Genomic DNA, 18,603 nt, shown 5'->3' with positions numbered 1-18,603 from the left:
TGCTAGCGATCACATTGGAATGCAGATTCCAGCTTTTTCATCGCGATCTTTTATTCCTTTAAACATGACGTAGGGTAAGCCGATAGCGTGAAAGTGAGGGCGATGATGAAAGCGATTACGCGTCAGCGACAACTGCGTCAGGCGATGCCAGAAGCGGAGCATCTATTATGGCGTTTTTTGCGTAACCGGAATTTATGCGGCGTGAAGTTTCGGCGTCAGCATCCGATTGGATGTTATATCGTGGATTTCGCCTGTATTGAAAGGCTGCTGATCGTTGAGCTGGATGGCGGACAACATAATGAAGATGAAGCGAAAATTTATGATCAACGAAGAACGGATTATTTACAGCGCGGTGGCTGGAGAGTGATTAGATTCTGGAATCATCAGGTTTTCGAAGAGTTTGATGCGGTGATGGAGGAGATATATCGGCAGTTGTTGCTGCCTGGGCCCTCACCCTAGCCCTCTCCCGCAAGCGGGCGAGGGAATGATTAGGTGGAGCAGGTTTGCAAAAAGTAGAATCAAGATTAAATGACCGCACTGAGCGGTTCCCTCTCCCGCAAGCGGGCGAGGGCTAGGGTGAGGGCAAAAATCCCTTACTTAACCGGCATACCCGGCACTGCACCGCTATCGACGGACAACACAAACAGGTCTTTGCCGCCTGGACCCGCTGACAGCACCATGCCTTCTGAAATACCGAAGCGCATTTTACGCGGCGCGAGGTTAGCCACGATGATGGTCATCTTGCCGACCAGCACGGACGGATCCGGATAGGCTGCGCGAATGCCAGAGAAAATCTGGCGCTTCTCGCCACCCAAATCCAGCTCCAGACGCAGCAGCTTGTCGGAACCGTCAACCAGCTCAGCTTTTTCGATCAGCGCCACACGCATATCGACCTTGGCGAAATCATCAATGGTGATGGTGTCGCCAATCGGCGCATCGGCCAGCGGACCGGTTGCTGCAGGTTTGTTCGCCGCCGCCGCGTCTTCTTTCGAAGCCTCAACCAGCGCGTCAACTTTGGTCATTTCGATACGGCCATACAGCGCTTTGAACGGTGCTACTTCATGATCCAGCAGCGGTTGGGCAATCGCATCCCAGCTCAGTTCGCTCTGCAGGAAGGCTTCGGTGCGTTCGGTCAGTGATGGCAGCACCGGCTTCAGCCAGGTCATCAATACGCGGAACAGGTTGATACCCATTGAGCAGATCGCTTGCAGGTCGGCATCGCGGCCTTCTTGCTTCGCCACCACCCAAGGTGCCTGCTCATCGACATAGCGGTTCGCCAGATCGGCCAGCGCCATGATTTCACGGATCGCGCGGTTATATTCGCGGCTGGCCCAGGCTTCGCCAATCTTCTCAGAGGCATCAACAAAGGTCTGATACAGTGCCGGATCGGCCAGTTCGCTCGCCAGCTTGCCGCCAAAGCGTTTGGTCAGGAAGCCCGCATTACGCGACGCCAGGTTCACCACTTTGTTCACCACGTCCGCATTCACGCGCTGAACGAAATCTTCCAGATTCAGGTCGATATCGTCGATGCGCGAAGAGAGCTTGGCCGCGTAGTAATAACGCAGGCTGTCGGCATCCAGATGCTGCAACCAGGTGCTGGCTTTAATAAAGGTACCGCGCGATTTGGACATCTTCGCGCCGTTCACCGTCACATAACCGTGTACGAACAGGTTGGTTGGCTTGCGGAAGTTGCTGCCTTCCAGCATCGCCGGCCAGAACAGGCTGTGGAAATAGACGATGTCTTTACCGATGAAGTGATACAACTCGGTGGTGGAATCTTTCTTCCAGAACTCGTCGAAATCGAGATCGCCGCGCTTGTCGCACAGATTTTTGAACGAACCCATGTAACCGATTGGCGCATCCAGCCAGACGTAAAAGTATTTGCCCGGCGCGCCAGGAATTTCGAAGCCAAAGTAAGGCGCATCGCGGGAGATATCCCACTGCTGCAAGCCCGACTCAAACCACTCCTGCATCTTGTTCGCCACCTGCTCTTGCAGCGCGCCTGAACGCGTCCACGCCTGCAGCATCGCGCTGAAAGAAGGGAGATCAAAGAAGAAGTGCTCGGAATCACGCAGCACCGGCGTCGCGCCTGAAACCACCGATTTCGGGTCGATCAGCTCGGTCGGGCTATAGGTCGCGCTGCACACTTCGCAGTTATCGCCATACTGATCCGGTGACTTACATTTCGGGCAGGTGCCTTTCACGAAACGGTCCGGCAGGAACATGCCTTTTTCAGGATCGTACAGCTGCGAGATGGTGCGGTTCTTGATGAAGCCGTTCTCTTTCAGACGACCATAAATCAACTCAGACAGCTGGCGGTTTTCGTCGCCGTGCGTCGAGTGATAGTTGTCATAGCTGATGTTGAAGCCAGCGAAATCGGTCTCGTGCTCCTGCTTCATCTCCGCGATCATCTGCTCCGGCGCGATGCCCAGCTGCTGCGCTTTCAGCATAATTGGCGTGCCGTGGGCGTCGTCTGCACAGATGAAGTGAACCTGGTTGCCACGCATTCGCTGGTAACGGACCCAAATGTCAGCCTGAATGTGTTCAAGCATGTGACCGAGATGGATTGAACCGTTTGCGTACGGCAGCGCGCACGTTACCAGAATTTTTTTAGCGACTATAGTCATGATTGCGTAGCGTTCCATTGATGAAAAAGCGGGTTTCCCCGTCATACTTCGCGTTGCAGGCGCGTTGTCTTCTCTCGCTCACCCAAATCACTTACTTGAGTAAGCTCATTGGGATTCTCTCGTTTGCCGCCTTCCTGCAACACGAATTATTTAGGGGAATGATGGTAACCGAAGCACCCTCTGGCGTAAACACAGCAGCACATCCCCATCACTTTTAGCGCCTATCTGATACTATTGAACAGACACCGCCGCAATCTGGCGTGAAGAATAAACAAGGAGAGGGGATGACTTCACAATCCCAGCAACATCATTCACCTGAAGCGCTGCGAGCCTTAGTTATCGGCGTGCTAAGTGACTTTGAACATCCGACGCTGCAACACAACCTGACTACGCTGAAAGCGCTGCGCCACGTCGCGCTGCTGGATGACAAGCTGCATATCGAACTGGTGATGCCGTTCGCGTGGGCCAGCGCCTTTGAAGAGCTGAAAGCGCAAACCAGCGCCGAGCTGCTGCGCCTGACCGATGCCAGCGCCATTGACTGGCGGCTGCGTCATGACATCGCCACGCTGAAGCGGGTGAAAAATCATCCGGGCGCGACCGGTGTGAAGAACATCATCGCCGTCAGTTCAGGCAAAGGTGGCGTGGGTAAATCCAGCACCGCCGTGAATATGGCGCTGGCGCTGATCGCCGAAGGAGCGCGCGTGGGGATTCTCGATGCGGATATTTACGGCCCGTCGATTCCGAACATGCTCGGTACCGAAAATCAGCGTCCAACCTCGCCAGATGGCACGCATATGGCGCCGATCATGGCGCACGGTCTGGCAACCAATTCGATTGGTTATCTGGTCACCGACGACAACGCCATGGTGTGGCGTGGTCCGATGGCGAGCAAAGCCCTGATGCAACTGCTTAATGAAACCATGTGGCCGGATCTGGATTATCTGATCCTCGATATGCCGCCGGGCACCGGCGATATTCAGCTGACGCTGGCGCAAAACGTGCCGGTGACCGGCGCGTTAGTGGTCACCACGCCACAAGACATCGCCTTGATTGATGCGCGTAAAGGGATGGTAATGTTCGAGAAAGTCAACGTGCCGGTGTTGGGCGTGGTCGAGAACATGAGCATGCACATCTGCAGCCAATGCGGACATCACGAGCCGATATTCGGCACCGGCGGTGCGCAGAAGCTGGTGGAAGATTACAACACGCGTTTGCTGGCACAACTGCCGCTGCACATTACGCTGCGTGAAGATCTGGATGATGGCGAACCCACCGTGGTGCGCCGTCCGGATAGTGATTTCACCGCGCTCTACCGCCAGCTGGCGGGGCGTGTGGCGGCTCAGCTCTATTGGCAGGGAGACATCATCCCTGGCGATATCGCCTTCCGCGCCGTTTAACGGCCTCCATTTCCGCTGGCGCGTTTCGCCAGCGGAAAATGCATCAGCACATATTTTCCCTGCTCGCTCTCGCCAACCGCTTCACGCCGCCAGCCGTGTTTGAGATAGAAATCCATTGCCGCCTGATTCTGTTGCAGGCATTTCAATGCGCCAGTCGAGCTAAATCGCGACTGCACTTTTTCTAACAACGCGCTGCCCACACCTTTTCCCTGTGCGTTTGGATCGACGTACAGACTATGCAGGAAGTTGTCATTATCCAGCACCGCCGCAAACCCCACGCGATGTCCGTCCAGCTCAGCGACCAGCACGGTTTCGCCCAAAATCACAGCATCGAAATCTTCTAACTGCCAATCTTCGCCATCCAGCCACGTCCAGTTATGGCGTCGCGCGGCAAGATAGAGCGTGCGCAGAAAAGGCCGATCGGTTTCCTCAAATAAACGTATATCCACTTAAGCACTCCATTCGCACGATTATTTGACGCTTTTGCCAGGTCACCATAAATGGTGACCCTACGAAAATGACTCTGCTCTCCGTAGGGGCGCCATTTGTGGTGACCTGTTCGTATTCCTAAAAATAGCAGCAGCGAGACGAAAAGATAAAGCCTGTTTAATCAGAGCTTTTTCTGTGTAGAATGCCCGCGCGAGCCGCATGAAATCAGGTGTCGGCGCTTTGATAGCTTTTGGTTATCTAATTGATAACGTCTGCATATTAGAAGTTGGCCCGAAAATTCTGTAGCCTGCATCACATCTTTTAACGGAGGTCACCATGTCCATCATTAATACCAAGATCAAACCATTTAAAAACGCAGCGTTCAAAAACGGCGAATTCATCGAAGTCACCGAGAAAGACGTTGAAGGTAAATGGAGTGTTTTCTTCTTCTACCCGGCTGACTTCACCTTCGTATGCCCAACCGAACTGGGTGACGTTGCAGACCATCACGAAGAGTTCCAGAAACTGGGTGTAGATATCTACTCTGTTTCTACTGACACGCACTTTACCCACAAAGCCTGGCACGGTTCTTCAGACACCATCGCGAAAATCAAATACGCGATGATCGGTGACCCAACTGGCGCGCTGACCCGCAACTTCGAAATCATGCGCGAAGACGAAGGTCTGGCAGATCGCGGTACCTTCATCGTTGACCCGGAAGGCATCATCCAGGCGATCGAAATCACTGCCGAAGGCATTGGCCGTGATGCATCTGACCTGATCCGCAAAGTGAAAGCAGCACAGTACGTTGCTTCTCACCCAGGTGAAGTATGCCCGGCAAAATGGAAAGAAGGCGAAGCCACTCTGGCTCCATCACTGGACCTGGTTGGCAAAATCTAAGTTAGCTGCCATTCGATCTTTCTCAATCGGGTGCTACGGCACCCGATTTTCATGACAGGAACTCACTATGCTCGACACCAATTTAAAAACCCAACTCAAGGCTTACCTTGAGAAACTAACGAAACCGGTTGAGTTGATTGCCACATTGGATGATGGCGCCAAATCCGCAGAGATTCGCTCTCTGTTGGCTGATATCGCGGGCTTGTCAGACAAAGTCAGCTTCCGTGAAGAGAACGATCGTCCGGTTCGTAAACCCTCTTTCCTGATCACAAACCCAGGCAGTCAAAGCGGTCCGCGCTTTGCCGGTTCGCCCATGGGCCATGAATTCACTTCACTGGTTTTAGCCTTGCTGCAAACCGGTGGACACCCTTCGAAAGAAGCGCAGAGCCTGCTTGATCAGGTTGTGGCTTTGGAAGGCGACTTCCACTTCGAAACTTATTATTCACTGTCGTGCCACAACTGTCCTGACGTGGTACAGGCGCTGAACCTGATGGCGGTACTGAACCCGCGCATTAGCCATACCGCGATTGATGGCGGTATGTTCCAGAACGAAATTACGGAACGCAACGTGATGGGCGTGCCGGCAGTGTTCCTTAACGGCAAAGAGTTCGGTCAGGGCCGTCTGAGCCTGGCGGAAATCGTCGGTAAAGTGGACACCAATGCAGAGAAGCGTGCGGCGGAAGAGCTGAATAAGCGTGATGCCTACGAAGTGCTGATCGTCGGCAGCGGCCCGGCGGGCGCGGCTGCGGCCATCTACTCTGCACGTAAAGGCATCCGTACTGGCCTGATGGGCGAGCGTTTTGGTGGTCAGGTGCTGGACACCGTAGACATCGAAAACTACATCTCGGTACCGAAAACCGAAGGCGCGAAGCTGGCCGGTTCTCTGCGTGCTCACGTTGATGATTATGACGTCGATGTGATTGATACCCAGAGCGCCATCAAGCTGATTCCGGCGGCGAAAGAGGGCGGTCTGCACGCGATTGAAACCGCCTCTGGCGCGGTACTGAAATCACGCAGCATCATCATTGCCACCGGCGCACGCTGGCGCAATATGGGCGTACCGGGCGAAGAGCAGTATCGCACTAAGGGCGTAACCTACTGCCCACACTGCGACGGCCCGCTGTTTAAAGGCAAACGCACCGCAGTAATCGGCGGCGGTAACTCCGGCGTGGAAGCGGCTATCGATTTGGCCGGTATTGTTGAGCACGTGACGCTGCTGGAATTTGCCAGCGAAATGCGCGCTGACAAAGTGCTACAGGACAAACTGCGCAGCCTGAAAAACGTTGAGGTGATTCTGAACGCACAGACCACTGAAGTGAAAGGCGATGGTAGCAAAGTCACTAGCCTGACCTATATCGACCGTAACAACCAGACCAGCCACGAAATCGCGCTGAGCGGCATCTTCGTGCAGATTGGTTTGCTGCCGAACACCACCTTCCTTGAAGGTGCGGTAGAGCGCAACAAAATGGGCGAAATCATCATTGATGCCAAGTGCGAAACCAGCCTGAAAGGCGTATTCGCCGCAGGCGACTGCACCACGGTGCCGTACAAGCAGATCATCATCGCCAGCGGTGAAGGCGCGAAAGCCTCACTCAGCGCCTTTGATTATCTGATTCGCACCAAACCGGCTGAATAAATTTTGCGATAGCCACGCAATAGCCCCGCAACCTGTGTTGCGGGGCTTTTTTTTATTTCAAGAAAACCAGTGATTACCCTATCCAGCGTAGGGCTTGCGCATCGCTAATATCGCGATAATAAATTTTATGCAGCCGTTCGCCACAGTCTTTGCATTGTGCTTCAACATGGGTTGAGAAATAGGCTCGTCCAGTGGGAGAAATAGCGCCTTTACGGGAAATACAGATGTTGTGCCATTTGTGTGCATGCGGAAGAAAGCTGAAGAATTTTAATTTCATTATCGCTACCGGATTTGGGGGGCGGTGTCGGTCTTCAAGTCCGGGATGCAATTAGGCCGATTTTCTCCTGATGCAAGATTGATATTTATCAAGCTGAAACGAGGTCTGTCTCAAATTTACGATTTAAATGCTGGTGATAAAGAGGAATAAGAGAGATGGAGAATCTTGTTTTTATAAAAATTGATTTAGCCGATATAAAAGCGATTCTCCATCACTTTAAGTTTTTAATAAAAGACGATCTTGATCATTTTTTTGGTTAGATTGCCCCTTGCATGGTAGCAAGGGGCATTAATTTTACAACGTTTCAGCGCGGCTGAAACGTTTGCCATCCGGACTCACGCTGCGCACCCAGACTTTATCGGCGGCTGAGATGGTCGGTTTGGCATGCGGCAGATAACGTTGCCAGTTTTTACCGTTATCCACGCTGTACTCCAGCGGCAGACCCGGCAGCGCAATGTTCATGGTCAGCGAGCCATTCTCCACGCGCGCACCCGGCACCGGCAGACGGTAGTGAATACCGGCTTTATCCATCTTGCCCAACTCACGCTGGCCTAACAGGTTGGCGAAACGCTGCCAGTCCAGATTGCGCTGCTGCTGGTTAACGAAGTGGGTTTCGCCGCCTTTAAAGGTGCGGCCTTGTTGATAATCCAGCTCCCACTCCGCGCGATGCCAGCCACGTTCAGCCACCGACAGCAGGCGAGGGAACACCATGTAATCCATCTGCTGATCGGTACGTGTGGTTTCACTCCACAACTGTACCGAAATGCCGTATGCGCCCGACCACGGCTTATTCGAGATGGCATCGAAGGTTTTGCCATCGCGATCCACCGAGGTTTCCGCGTTCTGCGGCAGGTTGTCTGGCGCGAAGCCAAACATCTTGCGCTCATCGCTGAAGCGCGTGCCCCAGTAATAGCCTCGCTCGTTGGGATTCACCTCATACGGGAAGTCCATGTAGACATAATCCGGATTGGAGATCACCACTTCGTAATCTTTCATCGTCCAGTCGTTAGCGGTGTCAAAGCCGCCCCAATAGAGCGTGTCCCAGAAGTTAACGCGTACGCGCGAGGTGGCGAAGGCGTGCGCGTCAGCGGCATCTTTCAGCCCATCTTGCCAGGCCTGCATTACCGGAATGCCGTGTGCTTTTACCATTTTGCTCACTTCCAGCGCGAAGTGGCTCGGTAAATGCTCCAGATCTTCCACCTTGCCGGATTTCACCTCCGCCTGGCAGACCTGAGATTTTGCCCAGGGTTTGTCCTCTTTGCTTTGGTCTAAAATGCCCGTTCCCGCTTTCGGTTTTTTGATATCGCTGTAGCCGGTACCGAGGCGGATGTTTTTCGCTTCATCACCGCCAAAGTGCCAGGTGGTCAACGGTTGGCCCGCTTCGCGGTGCATCGCCTGCACTTCACCCATCACTTTATCGACAAAGCGCTTTGAGGAATCGAGGCAAGGATTGAGATAGCTGGTGCGATCGTACAACTGCACGGAACGGGTATTCGAGGTATCCGTGGGATCCACCAGACGATATTCACTGGCCTGCTGCGTTTTACCCGCTTTTATGAGTTGCTGATAACGCGCTTCCATCGAGATCACCGCAGCGCGCGCGTGCGCAGGCATATCGATTTCCGGAATCACTTCGATGTTGCGTGCCTGCGCGTATTTAACGATCTCAATATAATCGGCGCGACTGAAATGCCCGGTTCCGTTGTTATCCGTGAACGGCCCGGAGCCCAACTGCGGCAGCAGGCATTGCTGCTCAGTGAGATCGTGACAACGCTTGCTGCCAACATCGGTCAACTCAGGCAGACCGGGAATTTCAATGCGCCAGGCTTCATCATCGGTCAGGTGGAAATGGAATTTATTCATCTTCCAAGCCGCCATTTGATCGAGCATGCGCAGCACCGCTTGCTTGCTGTGGAAGTTACGCGCGACGTCGAGGAAGGCGCCGCGATAGGCAAAGCGCGGAGCATCTTTCGCTTCGAGCGTGGCGATAATCGGTTTACCTTCAGCGGGCACCAGCGACAGTAACGACATCAAGCCGTAATAGAGGCCAGCCTGATCGTAACCAATGATATCGGTGCCGCGTGGCGTGATGCGCAGTTCATAAGCACCAGAAACCGCATCTGCGCCACGGAAATGATTAACGGCGATACGAGTATGAACGGCATAACCCGCTGACTGCTGTTTGAGTCCCATCAAATCGAAACGCTGCTTAACCGCATCGGCTTGGTTGTTCGCCAATGCCTCAAGATGCAGGGCGACGCCACGGCTCAGATCGACATCAGCAGCATGAACTTTCACCGTGCGGGGCGTTGGGGTGATTTGTCCGCGTAGTGCACTAGCAGGCAGTGGCGCCACATCGGCATTCCTGGCAAAGCGACTTTGCGGCAGCATCAGCACGTTTTTATCGTCGGCGATGCGCTTCCATTGGTCGCCAAACGGCTTAACGAAGTCGCTGAGGTTTTCGGTATCGGTGCTGGTGATGATTTTTGGCGAGGCATTGGCGGCGGTAACGTACCAGCGCGGCATCACGTCAGTGATAAACAGCTGCCAGTATTCATTCACGATCGGGATCTCAATCGACTCGCCAGCCGCGATACCTTTGAATTTTTCCGTCGGTTCCAGGCGGGTAAGATCGCCGACGATGTGCGTCATTTTGAACTGATCGTTATCGACCCGCAGCGTTTCGTGCACGTTGCTCATGTAGATCGCCCAGTTTTTGCTGGTGAGCGCCGGGCCGTTGTTGGTCAGCGTAATGGTGGCGGTATTGCAGGATGCCCAATCGGCACCGAGTTTCGCGCAGTTCACGCCGTGATCGGCCGCCTGATTGTCAGTGACCTGATACTGCACGCCGAACTGGCTGATTTGGTCGACGACCTGCTGATTACTGCGCGGGGATGAACTGCAGGCGGCAAGGCCCATCACGGTCAGCGCCAGTAAACTGATTTTTAACTTTTTCATACTGTTATCCTTTTCCACGGAGGTAAGTCTCTGGCTCCTGCCAGATCGGGGTCAAAATAGGGTGAATGGCGCGACGACCATAAATTTGATGTCTTTCTCGTCCTGGAAGATGTTGCCGTAACCGCCGCTGTAGCTGGGAAGATCGCTGTGATTGTCGTAGCGGGTGTAGTGCAGTTTGAATTGCGTGTCTTTGGCGCGGCCTTGCTGGATGGTGTAAACCAGATCGAGGTTCCACGCCGACTCTTTCAGGCGCTGGTTTTGGTCGTAAATCGGATTGGTGGAAGGCTTAGCGTCCCAGCCGTAGGCGTACGACGTACCGACTTGCCAGCCGGGTAATTGCCAGTGCCCCAGATCGACCATCACACCGGCGAATAGCGCTTTCTCACCGTTGGCGTTCCAGTCAGAGCGGGAATCCCACCACACATCCATGCGGCCATTTGAGCTGGCATAGGATGGCGTCATACGCTGCAGGAAGAAGCCCTGATTACCTTCGGCTTTTACCCAAGTGCCTTCAAGGCGGAAATCGAACGCGCCCAGCGTGTAGCCGAACGTCAGCGCCTGTAGCCAGGCGAGGCCATCATAAACATCGTTGACCTGGCCCACGCCGCTGTTGTCACGATCCTTCGCGCCGTAAAACTGATAGCTGGTGCGCAGTGGCGCATCGGCCAGCGGCAGCTGATAAGACGCTTTAGCAAAATACTGATCCATGTAATTCGCCGCCTGGCCGTAAGCGCCTTCCAGCAACAGCGAGTTTTTGAAATCATATTTGGCACCAAAGGATTGCAGCCACGGAATCTCCGTCACACCATCGGCTTTGCGGAAGTTGTACATGTCGCGATACCACGGCGCTTTGTATTCGTCTGTCCACATCCAGGAGACGGAAAGGGCGCCCGCATCGCTAAAATCGAAGACGGTGCCAGCCTCAACACCGCGATAAGTGCCGGGCAGGAAACTCCAGTGTGGTGCCAGCAGCGTCTGTCCGCTGGGTTGCAAATAGCCTGCGCGTAGCCAGTTATCCTGCCATTTTGCCTTGATCGCCGCTTTATAAAGACTTAAGCCACTCTTATCTCCGCTCCAGTCCTCATCCCAGCGTGTGCGGGCATTGCTGAAACCAATTTCATTCGGTGCCGCCGGGCCGCTATTGCTTAACTCCAAAGCGCTAAACGCCGCCAGATCGAGGCCAATTACATCACCGGCATAACCGGATGAGAAGTCAAGATTGGCGTTGGCAGAGGCGTGATGCAGATTGGCATCGTACTGACCATACGCGCCTTTTTGCGGATCCATCTCTTTACGATCGCGCTGGCGTTGCCAGTAAAACAGGTTGCCAGAGAGCGATGAGTCTTCGACAAAACCCGCAGCGTGGGCGCAGGGAACAGGCACAAACGTACCGGCGAACAGGGCAGAGATAATGGCCGCAGAAAGCGGCGCGCGTGGAATTTGACGCATAGCAAATCCTCCGTGATACTTCCATGAACAATTAATAAATCCGTATTGTTTCGTCATGAAACAAGTTGCGAGGGATGCTATTTTTCGCGACGCGAATTATCAATGGGGTTTATTACAAAGTATGACATGGCACGCAAAAAGAAGGGTTTTTAAGGAGTTTATTCAATCAGTTAGATGAACCTGTAAAATGTAAATTTGCGAGCAAGATCCACAGGCAAAGTGTCGATAGCTTGCTTTAATCTGGCTTGTTCCCTATGCTCGCCAACGTAGTTTTGACTCGGGGTGCCCCTCTAATACAGGGCTGAGATACACCCGCCGACCTGATCTGGATAATGCCAGCGTAGGGAAGTCAGATGCCTGACCGCATTCGCCTTCTTGATCGCCGGTTGGGAGCCTTATGAAACAGCCTGACCTTCTTTCCCCCGCGCAACTCGCGCACTCTTTGCAACTGCTGCGTCAGCAAGCGCCGCTGGTGCACTGCATGACCAATGACGTAGTGCAAACCTTTACCGCCAACGTGCTGCTGGCACTGCAAGCTTCGCCCGCGATGGTGATCGACCCCGATGAAGCGGCGCAGTTTGCCGGTTTTGCCGATGCGGTGTTGATCAACGTAGGCACCTTAACCTGCGATCGTCGTGATGCGATGTTGGCGGCGGTGCAAGCAGCGCAAGCGGCAGGCACGCCGTGGACGCTGGATCCGGTGGCGGTCGGCGCATTAACGCTGCGCACCACCTTCTGCCAGCAGCTGCTGAGCCTGCAACCTGCGGCGATTCGCGGTAACGCTTCAGAAATTCTCGCCCTGGCGCATCAGGCAAGCGGCGGACGCGGCGTGGACAGCCTGCATCAAACCGATGCCGCGCTGAGCGCCGCCCAGCAGCTGGCGCGTGATTACCACACCGTTGTGGCGGTGACCGGTGAAGTCGATTACGTCACCGATGGCGCGCGTACCCTGGCAATCCCCGGCGGCAGCCCGCTGATGACGCGCGTGGTTGGCACCGGTTGCGCATTGTCGGCAGTGGCTGCGGCCTTCACTAGCTTGCCTGGCGATCGCCTGCAACATGTGGCAGCGGCGTGCCGCGTGATGTCGCTGGCCGGTGAGCTGACAGCACGCCAGGTCGCCGGGCCGGGCAGCTTTGTTGCTGCCTTCCTCGATACGCTGTGGACGCTGGAGGTGAAAGCATGAAACGCATCAACGCATTGACCATTGCTGGCACCGATCCCAGCGGCGGCGCGGGTATTCAGGCCGACCTCAAAGCCTTCTCCGCATTGGGTGCTTATGGCACCAGCGTTATTACCGCGCTGGTGGCGCAAAACACCTGTGGCGTGCAATCGGTCTATCGCATCGAACCTGATTTTGTCGGCGCACAGCTCGATTCGGTGCTGGATGATGTGCGCATTGATGCCGCGAAGATCGGCATGTTGTCCGAAACCGCGATAGTCGAGGTGGTCGCCGAGCGGCTGAAACGGGCCAGCCTGCCGTTTGTGGTGCTGGATACGGTGATGATTGCCAAAAGCGGCGATGCGCTGCTGTCGCCAGATGCGGTAGCCAGCGTGCGCGAATTGCTGCTGCCGCAGGTGTCGCTGATCACGCCAAACCTGCCGGAAGCCGCCGCGCTGCTGGGACGCGCGATGGCGCAGGATGAGAAAACCATGTTGCAGCAGGGCGATGCGCTGCTCGATCTTGGCTGTGAAGCGGTGCTGATGAAGGGCGGACATCTCAGCGATGCCGAAAGCCCGGACTGGCTAATCACGCGCGAAGGACGCCAGCGCTTTACCGCGCCGCGTGTTAACACACGCCACACGCACGGCACCGGTTGCTCGCTCTCCGCCGCGCTGGCGGCGTTGCGTCCGCGTCATGATGATTGGGCGGCAACGGTGGCCGAAGCCAAGGCGTGGCTACAACAGGCGCTGTTGCACGCCGATTCGCTGGAGGTCGGCAAAGGCATTGGGCCGGTGCACCATTTCCATCAATGGTGGTAGGGCGTAACGCCAGATTGCCGCTTTTTCACTGCGCATCCGTCTGAAAAATGGAGTCAGCAATTTGCCAGCCTGGCGTTTTCCGGTCCAGGCTGTTGGGGGCGAATCGGCATTGGCCGGTTCCAATCCAGCCATTTATCAGGAGCGAACATGACGGACATCGTACAGTTATTGGGCAAAGAGGCGGACAGCCTTCTTCAACATCGCTGCATGACCATTCCAGCGGATAGCCTCTATTTACCAGGCGCGGATTATGTTGATCGCGTGATGATCGACAACAATCGTTCTCCCACCGTACTGCGCAACATGCAAACGTTGTACAACACCGGACGTTTAGCCGGCACCGGCTATTTGTCGATTCTGCCGGTCGATCAGGGTGTTGAGCACTCAGCGGGTGCTTCCTTTGCCGCTAACCCGGCTTATTTCGACCCGAAAAACATCGTTGAGCTGGCGATTGAAGCCGGCTGTAACTGTGTGGCCTCCACTTACGGCGTGCTGGCCGCGGTTTCACGCCGTTATGCGCACCGCATTCCGTTTATGGTGAAGCTAAACCACAATGAAACCCTGAGCTATCCGACGCAATATGATCAGACGCTGTACGCCAGCGTTGAGCAGGCCTTTAATCTGGGTGCGGTGGCGGTTGGCGCCACCATTTATTTTGGCTCCGAGCAATCGCGTCGTCAGATTGAAGAGATCTCGGCGGCCTTTGAACGCGCGCACGAGCTGGGAATGGTGACGGTGCTGTGGGCTTATCTGCGTAATGACGCGTTCAAGAAAGACGGCGTCGATTATCACGCTAGCGCCGATTTAACCGGCCAGGCCAACCATCTGGCGGCGACCATTGGTGCGGATATTGTGAAGCAGAAGATGGCGGAGAATAATGGCGGCTATAACGCGGTGAAGTTTGGTCACACCGATGAACGCGTCTACAGCAAGCTGACCAGCGAGAACCCAATTGATTTGGTGCGTTACCAACTGGCGAACTGCTATATGGGGCGCGCGGGATTGATCAACTCTGGCGGCGCTTCTGCCGGGGAAACGGATATCGCGGAGTCAGTGCGCACGGCGGTGATCAACAAACGAGCCGGCGGCATGGGATTGATTCTGGGGCGCAAGGCGTTCAAGAAGACGTTGAAAGAGGGCGTGCAGCTGATTAATGCGGTGCAGGATGTTTATCTGTCGAAAGATGTGACCATTGCCTGATTGAGTGGGGGCTGTGCTCGCTGTCCCCCATCCCGGCCTTCCCCCGCGAGCGGGGGAAGGGGATGCTGCCACATGCTGCTTCAACACTTACATATTGCAGCATCTTCCTCCCCCATTAATGGGGGAGGACCGAGGAGGGGGACAGCGAGCACTAAATCAAGGCGCTTCGAACCACTCACTATTACGCTCGGCAATCGGCGTAATGGTCAAAATCATCTCCTGTAGATGACGACGCATCGCGCTTTCAGCCGCGTCAACATCATGCGCTTTCAACGCGTTATAGATATCTTCATGCTGCTGAATCAAACGCTCCGGCGGTGACACTTCGCTCAGGGTCAGAAAGCGCACGCGGTCCATAGCCGCTTTGATGTTCTCCACCGTTTCCCACGCCAGCAGGCAGTTAATCCCTTCCGCAATCAGACGGTGAAACTCATCATCCAGTCCTAAGAAGGCCTGGCTGTCATGACGTTCGGCGGCGAGACGCTGCAGTTGCAGGTTGTGCTCCAGCGCCATCAATCCGCTGGCACCAATCTCCTGCGCGGCGCGGCGTACCACGGCGATCTCTACCGCTTCACGGATAAAGCGGCCGTCGGCCACGCGTTGGGCAGAGATTTTGCGTACGAAGGTGCCGCGCTGCGGTAACACCTGCACCAGTCCGGCTTCCGCCAGCTTGATGAAAGCTTCACGTACCGGCTGACGCGATACGTTAAAACGCGCCGACACTTCCTTCTCCGACAGCAGCGAGCCCGGATGTATAACGCAGGTCACAATATCTTTACGCAGATAACGATAGATCTGCTGATTTACCGGTTCGCTGGTGGTTATGGTATAGGCAGTCGACATGCAGCAATATCCGTATTACGGCTGGCATCTGCCAGCCCGTTAAGAAAGGTTCAGTCTAATCAGCGCGCTGCGTCTGCGCTACACATTTGTGCAGGCGCTTAGCCTTGTGTGACGAGGCTTTGCACCGTGGCGCGCGCACCCTGTTGCACCAGCTGCAGATAGAGTTCGGTCACGCGTGAGACAAAGGCCGGCTGCTGAAGCAGATCGTCGCCAAACACGGCAGTTAGGCCGAGCAACGCTTTAACACGATCTGCACCGTCATCACTGTTAGCCACGATATTTGCCAGCTGATCTTTCAGCGGATCGCGAATCTCAATGGCCTGGCCTTGCTCATCCACGCCGCTGACGTAGCGCATCCAGCCTGCCACGCCCAGCAACACGAAATCGCAGGAGGTGCCGTTGCGCAGATGCCAGCGTGCGCTATCCAGCAGACGCTGCGGCAGCTTCTGCGTGCCATCGGTGGCGATTTGATAGGTGCGATGTTTGATGGCGCGATTCTCGTAACGCGCAATCAGTGAATCGGCATAGGCTTCGAGATCGACGCCCTGCGTGTGCAGCGTCGGCGCCTGATCCTGCAACATCAGCGCGCGTGCCGCCGCACGATAGCTGGCATCGGCCATGCAATCGCTGATGTGCTCATAACCGGCGAGAAAACCGAGATAGGCGAGGAACGAGTGGCTGCCGTTGAGCATCCGCAGCTTCATCTCTTCGAACGGCAGCACATCGCTGACCAGCTCCGCACCGGCGTTTTCCCACGCCGGACGTCCGTTAACGAAGTTGTCTTCGATGACCCACTGGAAAAACGGTTCGGCTTCAACCGCCACCGGATCGCGGCTGCCCAAACGTTCCGCCAGCGTGTCGAACGCTGCATCGGTCATGGCCGGGACGATGCGATCGACCATGGTTGAAGGGAAGGTGATGTGCGTCTGGATATACTCCGCCAGTTCAGCGCTGTGGCGCTCGGCCAGCTGGGTGATCACGTTGCGCGTGACATGGCCGTTTTCCGGCATGTTGTCGCAGGACATCACGCTAAACGGCGGCAGATGACGTTCGCGGCGGCGGATAATGGCCGCCAGAATCAGGCCGGGCAACGAGCGTGGCTCGGTGGGATTCGCGATGTCGTGCACAATATCGGGATGATCGGGATTGAGCTTGCCGCTCGAGGGCATGTAGCAATAACCTTTCTCGGTCACGGTCATCGAGACAATCGCCACATCCGGCTGGCTCATCGCCTCAATCACTGAATCAATGCCGTCGCCTTTGCCATGCAGCGCTTGCGTCACCACGCCAATCACGCGCGTGTGTAAACTCTCATCGGCCATTTCGGTCAGCGTGTAGAGCAGATCCTGCTGACGCAGCGCCTGAATCAGCGTGCCGCTGTTGAGATTCACTTCGCAGTAACCCCAATCGCTGCCCTGTGCCGCCAGCTTATCGGTTGCCAGCGCCTGATGCGCACGATGGAAGGCACCAAAGCCGATGTGCACCATGCGGGTTTTGAGTTGGCTGCGATCGTAAGCGGGACGTTGGACATCAGCGGGGAGGCGTTCAAGCTCTAACATAGTCATTCCTTTTGGCAAATGGGGCGCTCAGCGCCCCATGAGATTTACACTGAAACCGGTTTATTGTTGGCCTTGGGTTCGCGAATTACCAGCAGCACCAGCAGCGCACCGACGCCTGCCACCGCACCTGCGAGGATGAAGGCGCTGTCAAACTTACCGGAGTGCTGCACGATGAAGCCCGTCACCACTGGGCCGATCACGCCTGACAGGCTACCAATCAGATGGATAAAGCCACTGATGCTGCCGACACGGCTTTTATGCACCACATCCTGCACAATCGCCCAGTAAATCGCGCCGGTGATGTAGAGGAAGAAGATGGAGATCGACATCATGATCACCGCCGAGTTGACCTCTTTTATCGTACCTGCCAGCGCCACGCAAATCGCGGCGGCGGTAAGTGAAACCACCAGCACAATTTTTCGTGAAAGCAGCAGCTTGCCGGTGATGTTGAAAATCTTATCGGAGATCCAGCCACCCAATGCCAGGCCCACGAAGCCAACAATCCACGGGATCATGGTGGTGATGCTCATCGCTTTGATGTCGAGGCCGTGCGCCTGCACCAGATACGCCGGGAACCAGCTCAGGAAGAAGAACAGAATGTAGTTGTAGCAGAAGAAGGCAAAGGCGGTGACCAGAATGATCGGCTGGCGCAGATAGAAGCCCAAACCGTGCGCGTTGCCGCTTGGGTCGATCACGTCAGCCGGTTCTTCTGCTTTCAGTTTTTCCACCAAGGCACGCTCTTCCGCCGATACGCGCTTACTTTTCGCCGGGTTATCTGACGCGAAGAAGAACCACAGCGCCAGCCAGACAAAACCAATCGCGGCGATAACCACAAACGCCGGACGCCAGCCGAACGACAGCGCCAGATAACCCACAATCGGGCCGGCAACCGCGCCACCCAGCGGTGAACCCGAGCTGAGTAAACCCATCGCGGTGGCGGCCTGTTTTTTCGGGAACCAGCCGTTAATCGCTTTGTTCGCCGACGCCGAGATGGGGCCTTCCGCCATGCCAAACAGCACGCGCAGAATCATCATCGACCAGAAGCCGGTCGCCATCGCGGTCAGGCCGCAGAACAGCGACCACATGCCAACGGCGGTGCCGAGCACGATAGTCGGGCCGAATTTATCGGTCGCTAAGCCACCGATGAAGTTGAACAGGGCATAACCGAAGAAGAAGCTGCCGAAAATCATGCCGAACTGTTCGGCGTTGATCATCAGGTCTTTTTCCACCAGCGGTACGGTCAGAGAGAGGGCGATACGATCCAGGTAGTTGATCATAAACACCAGGAACAACAGCAGTACGAGGGTCCAGCGCAGGTTCTTAAACATAGAAACTCCGTCATCGTCAT

The 18,603-nt window shown here is 55.4% G+C and carries 15 protein-coding genes and 1 riboswitch; of the genes, 7 read left to right on the top strand and 8 right to left on the bottom strand.

The annotated features are described in order from the left end of the window. Window positions 1-102: 102 nt before the first annotated feature. Complete coding sequence (locus NQH49_RS12795) at window positions 103-459, top strand: endonuclease domain-containing protein (RefSeq protein ID WP_256696900.1); 357 nt, start codon at window positions 103-105, stop codon at window positions 457-459. A 134-nt stretch (window positions 460-593) separates the two neighbouring features. Here NQH49_RS12795 and metG read toward each other — a convergent pair whose 3' ends face one another. Beyond that, window positions 594-2,627, bottom strand: coding sequence for a methionine--tRNA ligase (gene metG / locus NQH49_RS12790; RefSeq protein WP_256696899.1), 2,034 nt, complete (start codon window positions 2,625-2,627; stop codon window positions 594-596). 284 nt (window positions 2,628-2,911) lie between these two features. Between metG and apbC the strand changes: the two genes are divergently transcribed. Next, the gene (gene apbC / locus NQH49_RS12785) at window positions 2,912-4,024 is read left to right on the top strand and encodes an iron-sulfur cluster carrier protein ApbC (RefSeq protein ID WP_256696898.1); all 1,113 of its coding nucleotides are present in this window, start codon (window positions 2,912-2,914) and stop codon (window positions 4,022-4,024) included. On the opposite strand, the gene NQH49_RS12780 is transcribed toward apbC, so the two are convergent. Next, complete coding sequence (locus tag NQH49_RS12780; RefSeq protein ID WP_256696897.1) at window positions 4,021-4,473, bottom strand: GNAT family N-acetyltransferase; 453 nt, start codon at window positions 4,471-4,473, stop codon at window positions 4,021-4,023. The genes apbC and NQH49_RS12780 overlap by 4 nt on opposite strands. Window positions 4,474-4,789: 316 nt before the next feature. Here NQH49_RS12780 and ahpC point away from each other — a divergent pair, with 316 nt between their 5' ends. Together ahpC and ahpF are read left to right on the top strand one after the other, a co-directional pair. After that, a complete protein-coding gene (gene ahpC / locus NQH49_RS12775) occupies window positions 4,790-5,353 on the top strand; it encodes an alkyl hydroperoxide reductase subunit C (protein WP_007889514.1) in 564 nt (187 codons plus the stop codon). Between the two features lie 67 nt (window positions 5,354-5,420). Continuing rightward, window positions 5,421-6,989, top strand: coding sequence for an alkyl hydroperoxide reductase subunit F (gene ahpF, locus NQH49_RS12770; protein WP_256696896.1), 1,569 nt, complete (start codon window positions 5,421-5,423; stop codon window positions 6,987-6,989). A gap of 73 nt (window positions 6,990-7,062) precedes the next feature. Here the strand turns inward: ahpF and NQH49_RS12765 are convergent, their stop codons facing one another. The 3 genes from NQH49_RS12765 to chiP all read right to left on the bottom strand — a co-directional run bounded on the left by NQH49_RS12765 (window position 7,063) and on the right by chiP (window position 11,673). Next, entirely contained in the window at window positions 7,063-7,266 is a 204-nt protein-coding gene (locus NQH49_RS12765; protein WP_256696894.1) for a hypothetical protein, read from the bottom strand. A gap of 294 nt (window positions 7,267-7,560) precedes the next feature. Beyond that, complete coding sequence (locus tag NQH49_RS12760; protein WP_256696893.1) at window positions 7,561-10,224, bottom strand: beta-N-acetylhexosaminidase; 2,664 nt, start codon at window positions 10,222-10,224, stop codon at window positions 7,561-7,563. Window positions 10,225-10,275: 51 nt separating this feature from the next. Further along, a complete protein-coding gene (chiP, locus tag NQH49_RS12755) occupies window positions 10,276-11,673 on the bottom strand; it encodes a chitoporin ChiP (RefSeq protein WP_256696892.1) in 1,398 nt (465 codons plus the stop codon). A gap of 268 nt (window positions 11,674-11,941) precedes the next feature. Next, window positions 11,942-12,037: riboswitch (TPP riboswitch) on the top strand. 33 nt (window positions 12,038-12,070) lie between these two features. Between chiP and thiM the strand changes: the two genes are divergently transcribed. The 3 genes from thiM (at window position 12,071) to fbaB (ending at window position 14,853) form a co-directional block, all read left to right on the top strand. Then, complete coding sequence (thiM, locus tag NQH49_RS12750; protein WP_256696891.1) at window positions 12,071-12,856, top strand: hydroxyethylthiazole kinase; 786 nt, start codon at window positions 12,071-12,073, stop codon at window positions 12,854-12,856. After that, window positions 12,853-13,653 carry a bifunctional hydroxymethylpyrimidine kinase/phosphomethylpyrimidine kinase gene (gene thiD, locus NQH49_RS12745; protein WP_256696890.1) on the top strand — a complete coding sequence of 267 codons (801 nt, stop codon included), beginning with the start codon at window positions 12,853-12,855 and terminating at the stop codon, window positions 13,651-13,653. Before thiM ends, thiD begins: the two co-directional genes overlap by 4 nt. Before the next feature lie 147 nt (window positions 13,654-13,800). After that, on the top strand, window positions 13,801-14,853 hold the full coding sequence (gene fbaB, locus NQH49_RS12740) for a class I fructose-bisphosphate aldolase (protein WP_256696889.1): 1,053 nt from the start codon (window positions 13,801-13,803) through the stop codon (window positions 14,851-14,853). 156 nt (window positions 14,854-15,009) lie between these two features. Here fbaB and NQH49_RS12735 read toward each other — a convergent pair whose 3' ends face one another. From NQH49_RS12735 to NQH49_RS12725, 3 genes are all read right to left on the bottom strand, one after another. Beyond that, on the bottom strand, window positions 15,010-15,696 hold the full coding sequence (locus NQH49_RS12735; RefSeq protein WP_256696888.1) for a GntR family transcriptional regulator: 687 nt from the start codon (window positions 15,694-15,696) through the stop codon (window positions 15,010-15,012). A gap of 98 nt (window positions 15,697-15,794) precedes the next feature. Continuing rightward, window positions 15,795-17,255: a mannitol dehydrogenase family protein gene (locus NQH49_RS12730; protein ID WP_256696887.1), complete on the bottom strand. Its 1,461-nt coding sequence runs from the start codon at window positions 17,253-17,255 to the stop codon at window positions 15,795-15,797. A gap of 44 nt (window positions 17,256-17,299) precedes the next feature. Further along, window positions 17,300-18,583, bottom strand: a complete 1,284-nt coding sequence (locus NQH49_RS12725; protein ID WP_007889540.1) for an MFS transporter — start codon at window positions 18,581-18,583, stop codon at window positions 17,300-17,302. Window positions 18,584-18,603 lie beyond the last annotated feature (20 nt).

Source organism: Pantoea trifolii, assembly GCF_024506435.1.
In the GTDB taxonomy this organism is placed as follows: Bacteria; Pseudomonadota; Gammaproteobacteria; order Enterobacterales; family Enterobacteriaceae; genus Pantoea; species Pantoea trifolii.
This window is presented reverse-complemented; position numbering and strand designations above follow the sequence as displayed.

What these genes read in the sequence shown, in the direction of transcription:
- thiD (WP_256696890.1), top strand. Translation starts at nt 12,853, where the DNA reads ATGAAACGCATCAACGCATTGACCATTGCTGGCACCGATCCCAGCGGC.
- thiM (WP_256696891.1), top strand. Translation starts at nt 12,071, where the DNA reads ATGAAACAGCCTGACCTTCTTTCCCCCGCGCAACTCGCGCACTCTTTG.
- NQH49_RS12725 (WP_007889540.1), bottom strand. Translation starts at nt 18,583, where the DNA reads ATGTTTAAGAACCTGCGCTGGACCCTCGTACTGCTGTTGTTCCTGGTG.
- NQH49_RS12795 (WP_256696900.1), top strand. Translation starts at nt 103, where the DNA reads ATGATGAAAGCGATTACGCGTCAGCGACAACTGCGTCAGGCGATGCCA.
- fbaB (WP_256696889.1), top strand. Translation starts at nt 13,801, where the DNA reads ATGACGGACATCGTACAGTTATTGGGCAAAGAGGCGGACAGCCTTCTT.
- ahpF (WP_256696896.1), top strand. Translation starts at nt 5,421, where the DNA reads ATGCTCGACACCAATTTAAAAACCCAACTCAAGGCTTACCTTGAGAAA.
- ahpC (WP_007889514.1), top strand. Translation starts at nt 4,790, where the DNA reads ATGTCCATCATTAATACCAAGATCAAACCATTTAAAAACGCAGCGTTC.
- NQH49_RS12765 (WP_256696894.1), bottom strand. Translation starts at nt 7,266, where the DNA reads ATGAAATTAAAATTCTTCAGCTTTCTTCCGCATGCACACAAATGGCAC.
- metG (WP_256696899.1), bottom strand. Translation starts at nt 2,627, where the DNA reads ATGACTATAGTCGCTAAAAAAATTCTGGTAACGTGCGCGCTGCCGTAC.
- NQH49_RS12735 (WP_256696888.1), bottom strand. Translation starts at nt 15,696, where the DNA reads ATGTCGACTGCCTATACCATAACCACCAGCGAACCGGTAAATCAGCAG.
- NQH49_RS12760 (WP_256696893.1), bottom strand. Translation starts at nt 10,224, where the DNA reads ATGAAAAAGTTAAAAATCAGTTTACTGGCGCTGACCGTGATGGGCCTT.
- apbC (WP_256696898.1), top strand. Translation starts at nt 2,912, where the DNA reads ATGACTTCACAATCCCAGCAACATCATTCACCTGAAGCGCTGCGAGCC.
- NQH49_RS12730 (WP_256696887.1), bottom strand. Translation starts at nt 17,255, where the DNA reads ATGTTAGAGCTTGAACGCCTCCCCGCTGATGTCCAACGTCCCGCTTAC.
- chiP (WP_256696892.1), bottom strand. Translation starts at nt 11,673, where the DNA reads ATGCGTCAAATTCCACGCGCGCCGCTTTCTGCGGCCATTATCTCTGCC.